The following is a 6,091-nucleotide window of genomic DNA, read 5'->3' on the forward strand; positions in this document are numbered from 1 at the left end:
CTACGTCTGTCATTCGTCCCGCTCGCGCTGTTCGGCCTGCTCGTGCGCGATCAGCTCGTTGAGCCACCGCACCTCGCGTTCGGTGCTCTCCAACCCCATGCGGTGCAGCTCGCGCGTGTAGCGGTCGATCCGCTCGCTCGCGCCCGATAAAGCCGTCCGCAGCCCTTCCCGCCGCTCCTCGACCCGGCGCCGCCGGCCTTCGAGGATGCGCATCCTGATCTCCGCGGGGGTCCGCGAGAAGAACGCCAGGTGGACGCCGAACGAGTCGTCGTCCCACGTCTGGGGGCCCGCATTGGACAGGAGGTCGGCGAACCGCTCCTTGCCCTCGGCGGTGAGCTTGTAGACCTTGCGCGCACGACGACCCCAGGTGCGGGCCTCCTCCGGCGCCTCCTCGACGATCCACCCGGCGCGTTGCAAACGGCGCAGCGTGGGGTACAGCGTTCCGTAGGAGAACGCTCGGAACGCCCCCAGCAGCTCGTGCAAGCGCTTGCGCAGCTCGTACCCGTGCATGGGCGCCTCGTGCAGCAGCCCGAGAATGGCGAACTCCAGCACTCGTCACCTCCCGCACACGCTGCCCGATGGGTGTGTTCAGTATATCGGTGCGATACATCCATCCGCGCGTCGAGATGTGGCGGGAAGCACAAGGTCACACCGTGATCGGGAGCACTGCCCTGAACGGCCCATCGACGGGGTTTTGCCGCCACGTACTCTGGTCCTCGTGCTGACCCAACGGCAGGTGGTGGACTACGCCTTGCAGCGACGCGCGCTGCTGGCGGAGGTCTACGCGGGCCGGGTGGGCACGATGGAGGTCTGCGACGCCAGCCCGTACCTGCTGCGAGCTGCGAAGTTCCACGGCCGGCCGAGCGAGGTGACCTGCCCGGTCTGCCGCAAGGAACCCCTGACCCTCGTGTCCTGGGTCTACGGCGACGAGCTCAAGCACGCGGCCGGGTCCGCGCGCACCGTCGAGGAGCTGACCCGCATGGCGAACTCTTTCGAGGAGTTCACCGTGTACGTAGTCGAGGTCTGCCGCACATGTAGTTGGAACCACCTGGTGCAGTCATACGTCCTGGGAACGCGCGGGGTGAACTCTCGCAAACCGCGCAGGAGGACCGCGGCGGAGTGAACGTGCTGCTCCAGCCACGGGCGTCGCTGCCGAAGGCGACGGCGTACGACCACCGAACCGCGTGCGACGGCACGCCGGTCTGGGAGGCCATTTCGTGAACGACCAGCATGACGACAGGCACCGTGGCGCGGAGCCGCAGTGGCCGACGGGTGAGGACCCGGACGCCCGCCTGCCCCGCCGCGGGGCGGGCGATCAGCCGGACCGTCCGAACACGCCACCGGGCGGTTTCGAGCGCCAGCCGCGCCACGGCACCCCGCCGGGCGGTTTCGCACGCCCACCGGCGGGCGGCCCACCCCAGGGCACGCCCCCCGGCGGCATCCCGCGCGGCGGTGCCCCGGTGGGCGGTGCCCCGGTAGGCGGCACCCCTCCGGGCGGCATCCCGCGCGGCGGCGCTCCCGGCACCCCTCCCGGCGGCAACCCCGGCACGCCTCCCGGCGGCTTCCCGGGCACCCCGCCCGGCGGGATCCCGCAGGGTGGCCGACGTCACGCACCCGAGCCCGGCGACCCCGGCCGTCCCGGTCACGGCCCGGCCGACGCCGGTCGCGGCGCGGCGGGTGCGGGCGGCTTCGGCGGCCCCGGCGGACAGCCACCACGAGCCCCGGGCCAGCCCCCGCGAGCCGCAGGTCCCGGTGTTCCCGGCGTGCCCTCCGCGGCCAACGCCGACCCCAACGCGACCCGGCACGTCCCCAGGGGTCCGCTGCGCCCCCAGACGCCTCCCGGCGGTGTGCGCGCCCCCGGCGCCGGCCCGGTGCCCCCCGGTCGTCCCCCGGTGGGCGGTCCCGGCGGCCCGCGCAGGCCTGGTGAGGAGCCGACCGACCTGCTCCCGCCGGTGCACCAGACCGTCGCCCGCGAGCCCGAACTCCTCACGCACCGCGAGGACGAGATCGAGCTCGAGCCGTTCTACGACGACGAGTACGACGAGGAGCTCACGCCGGAGGAGGAGAAAGCCTTGCGCCGGAAGAAGATCTGGCGGCGGGTGCGGCGCGTCTCCTACGTCGGCCTCTTCCTCATGATCCTCGGCCCGATCGTCGCGTTCGCGATCGCCTACCAGCTGGTGGAGGTCCCGAACCCGCAGGAGACCGCCTCCAAGCAGAACAAGGCGATCACCATCCTGTACTCCGACGGCTCGGTGATGACCAAGATCGCCCCGTCCGGCGCGAACCGGACGATGATCACCTACGACCAGATCCCGGACGTGGTCAAGAAGGCGGTGTTCGCCGCCGAGGACCCGACGTTCGAGACCAACCCGGGCTTCGACTTCCGCGCCATCGCCCGCGCCGGCTGGTACCAGGTCACCGGCCGCAAGAGCGGTGGCTCGGGTCTGACCCAGCAGTACGTCAAGCAGGCGACCGAGCAGGACGACGAGACGCTCTCGCGGAAGTTCACCGAGGTCGTCAAGGCCTACAAGATGTCGGAGCAGCAGGACAAGAACGAGATCCTGACCTCCTACCTCAACACCATCTACTTCGGGCGCTCCGCGTACGGCATCAAGGAAGCGGCGAAGGTCTACTTCAACCAGGACGACCTGAGCAAGCTCACGCAGTCCGAGGCCGCGCTGCTGGCCGGGATGATCCAGAACCCGGGCAAGTCGGAGAACCAGGCCTACAGCCAGGAGCGCTGGCTGTACGTCGCCGACAACCTGGTCAAGTTCGGGTTCATGGACCAGGCCTCCCGCGACGCCCTCCAGTACCCGCCGCCAGTGCCGCTCAACGAGGTGCAGAACAGCGGCCTCGACGGCGCCCGCCTGTTCATCCGCATGCAGGTCGAGCAGGAACTGGAGAAGAACGGCTGGGGCCTGGAACGGGCCCAGAAGCTCGGCGTGACGGTCCACACCACCATCGACCCGGCCATGCAGACCGCGGCCGAGCAGGTGATCGCCGAGGTGATGGAGGGCGAGCCGGAGGTGCTCCGGACGTCCATGTCGGCCATCGACCCGGCGACCGGCGCGGTGAAGGCGTACTGGGGCGGTGACGGCAAGGGCATCGACTACCAGACCGGCACGCTCCAGGAGCCCGGCTCGTCGTTCAAGCCGTTCGACTTCGTCGCCGCGCTCCAGAAGGGCGAGGGCGCGGGCAAGCTCTACGACGGCAGCTCGCCGCGCACGTTCCCCGGTCGTGGCCCGGACAACCCGGTGCGCAACGCGCCCGGCGTGGCCTGCGCGGACCCGAAGAATTGCAGCGTCCGCGAGGCCATGATCAAGTCGGTCAACACCGTGTTCTTCGACATGGCCATCAAGGTCGGCACCGGCAAGGTCGCCCAAGCGGCGCACCAGGCGGGCATCCCGGAGAAGGTCGACGTCAACGGCAAGACCTTCACGCTGCTGGAGGACGAGAACGGCAACGCGCCGGACGCGAACATCTCCATCGGCGGTGGCACGACCCAGGTCCGGCCGTTCGACATGACCTCGACCTACGCGACCTTCGCCGCGCGGGGCGTCTACCACGAGCCGTTCTTCGTCACGAAGATCACCAACGCGAAGGACGAGGCCGTCTACACGCACACCGACGTGACCCGGCCCGCGTTCGACCCGGACCCGCAGAAGAGCCAGGACATCGCGGACAACGTCACCGACGTCCTCAAGCACATCCCGAGCACGTCGAAGATCGGCTGCGCCAACGGCCGCGAGTGCGCCGGCAAGACCGGTACCCACGAGCTCCCGAACAGCCAGGAGAACTCGAAGGCCTGGATGGTCGGCTACACCCCGTCCCTGGCGGCCGGCGTGTGGATGGGCACCGACTCGGGCACGGTCGCGCTGCGCAACAGCGGCGGCAAGCTGATCTACGGTGCGGGCCTGCCGGGCGAGATCTGGCAGAAGTTCATGGACCGCGCCCTGGCGAACGCCCCGAAGGAGACGTTCCCCAAGCCGAAGCCGATCGGCGAGCTCGAAGCGCCGAAGCCGACGCAGACGACCACCACGTCCAAGGACGACGACAAGGACGACAAGACCACCACGGGTCGTCCGACGACCACGCGGGACGAGCCGACGACCACGACGCCCAAGCCCACCAAGCCGTCGGGCTGCGGCATCATCGGCTGCCAGACCACGACCACGCAGCCGACAGACCCGATCGGCAGTCCACCGACGAGATAGCCCCGGTGAGAAACAGCCCCAGTGAGGCCCGGCCACCGCGCCGGGCCTCACTGCTTTTCCGCGCCTTCTTCACGCCCGCCGACGGCCACTGCCCGTAGCATCCGGCACGTGGTCAGCCCTTCGCAGCGCACGGACGCCGACGACACGGACTCGCTCAGCCCCGAGGAGCGGGCGTACCCGACGTGGACCGAGCCGTTGGCGCGGGCCGTGTCGAAGCCGTTCGGCGGTCCCGTCGGCAGGCACGCCTCGGTCGGCCGGCAGTGGTTCTGGACACCGGTGCGGGTAGTGCTGCTGCTCGCCGTGGTGACGTTGAGCTTCGCTTACATCCAGAAGTCGCCGTGCGTGCAGCAGTACGTCGACTCCAACGGCGTGGTGCAGCTGGACTGGCGGGGCAGCAAGCAGTTCACCGCCATGTGCTACTCGGACACCGTGCCGCTGTACACGGCGGAGCGCCTGGACAAGCCGGGCACGTTCCCCTACAAGACGTCGTGGATCGACGACGAGGGCAAGCCCACCGCCCACGTCCGGTACATGGAGTACCCGGTGGTGACGGGGCTGTTCCAGTGGCTCAACGCGCGCATGGCGCAGGGCTGGACCCGGATCGCCGAGAGCGGCTGGCTGCCGAACCCGATGACGGTGATCGTGTACTTCGACATCACCGCCCTGTGGCTGGGCTTCGCGTGGCTGGTCACCGCCTTCGCCGTGGCTCGGCTGGCGCGGCGGCGGGTCTGGGACGCCGCGATCGTCGCCGTGTCGCCGCTGGTCATCGTGCACGCGTTCACCAACTTCGACACCCTGGCCACCGCGTTCGCCACGGCGGGCATGCTGGCCTGGGCGCGCAAGAAACCCGTGCTCGCCGGGGTGCTGCTGGGGTTGGGCGGCGCGGCGAAGCTGTACCCGTTGTTCCTGCTCGGGCCGCTGCTGCTGCTGTGCTGGCGGGCGGACCGGATGAAGGCCGGCCTGACCACCCTGGCCACGACGGTGTTCACGTGGGCGGCGGTCAACGCGCCGATCGCCTACCTGTACCCGGACGGCTGGCGGGAGTTCTTCCGGCTCAACACCGAGCGCGGGGTGGACCCGGACTCGCTGTACAACGTGGTCGCCCAGTGGACCGACTGGAAGGGCTTCGACCCCGGCCTGATGCAGGGCCAGGCGCCCGAGGTGTTGAACACGGTCAGCGCGGCGCTGTTCCTGATCTGCTGCGCCGCCATCGGCTTCATCGCCCTGTCCGCACCGACCCGGCCCCGGCTGGCCCAGTTGGGCTTCCTGGTGGTGGCCGCGTTCCTGCTGACCAACAAGGTGTGGAGCCCGCAGTACTCGCTGTGGCTGGTACCGCTGGCGGTGCTGGCGCTGCCGCGCTGGCGGCTGCTGCTGGCGTGGATGGTCGTGGACGCCCTGGTGTGGGTGCCGCGCATGTTCTTCTACCTGGGCGTGGAGAACAAGGGCCTGCCGATCGACTGGTTCCTGGGCGCGGTGCTGGTGCGGGACGTCGCCGTGGTCGTGCTGTGCGCGTTCATCGTGCGGGAGATCTACCGGCCGTCGCTGGACCTGGTGCGCCGGTCGGGCGACGACGACCCGTGCGGCGGCTTCCTGGACGAGGCGCCCGACCGCCGAGTGCTGCGGCTCGGCCGCCGCACACCGGCCCACGCGGCCTAGCGGCCGGACGGGCGCTCGCGGTCGAGCGGGCGCCCAGAGGTCGGGTCGGGCAGCGCATAGACGAGTAATGCGCAAGTCGGGAGGGCAGAGGCGCAGGGCACGCTCTTCGCCCACAGCCCTTCGCACCCGAAGGGCGGCTTTCCTCGAAGCTCGCGCAGCAGACCTCCCAACTTGGGCTTCTTCCGTCATCCCCGTATGGCCTGCCCGAAGGGCTACCACAG

The 6,091-nt window shown here is 70.2% G+C and carries 4 protein-coding genes; 3 read left to right on the plus strand and 1 reads right to left on the minus strand.

Going from position 1 to position 6,091, the window contains the following annotated elements:
* Positions 1-9 precede the first annotated feature (9 nt).
* The gene (locus WBN91_RS30125; RefSeq protein WP_337723526.1) at positions 10-552 is read right to left on the minus strand and encodes a PadR family transcriptional regulator; all 543 of its coding nucleotides are present in this window, start codon (positions 550-552) and stop codon (positions 10-12) included.
* A 166-nt stretch (positions 553-718) separates the two neighbouring features.
* Between WBN91_RS30125 and WBN91_RS30130 the strand changes: the two genes are divergently transcribed.
* From WBN91_RS30130 to WBN91_RS30140, 3 genes are all read left to right on the plus strand, one after another.
* Complete coding sequence (locus WBN91_RS30130; RefSeq protein WP_337723527.1) at positions 719-1,123, plus strand: DUF5318 domain-containing protein; 405 nt, start codon at positions 719-721, stop codon at positions 1,121-1,123.
* Positions 1,124-1,217: 94 nt separating this feature from the next.
* A complete protein-coding gene (locus tag WBN91_RS30135) occupies positions 1,218-4,214 on the plus strand; it encodes a transglycosylase domain-containing protein (RefSeq protein ID WP_337723528.1) in 2,997 nt (998 codons plus the stop codon).
* Between the two features lie 108 nt (positions 4,215-4,322).
* The gene (locus WBN91_RS30140) at positions 4,323-5,870 is read left to right on the plus strand and encodes a glycosyltransferase family 87 protein (protein ID WP_337723529.1); all 1,548 of its coding nucleotides are present in this window, start codon (positions 4,323-4,325) and stop codon (positions 5,868-5,870) included.
* Positions 5,871-6,091 lie beyond the last annotated feature (221 nt).

The sequence above is a fragment of the Saccharothrix sp. CCNWYY140 genome, from assembly GCF_037401995.1.
In the GTDB taxonomy this organism is placed as follows: Bacteria; Actinomycetota; Actinomycetes; order Mycobacteriales; family Pseudonocardiaceae; genus Actinosynnema.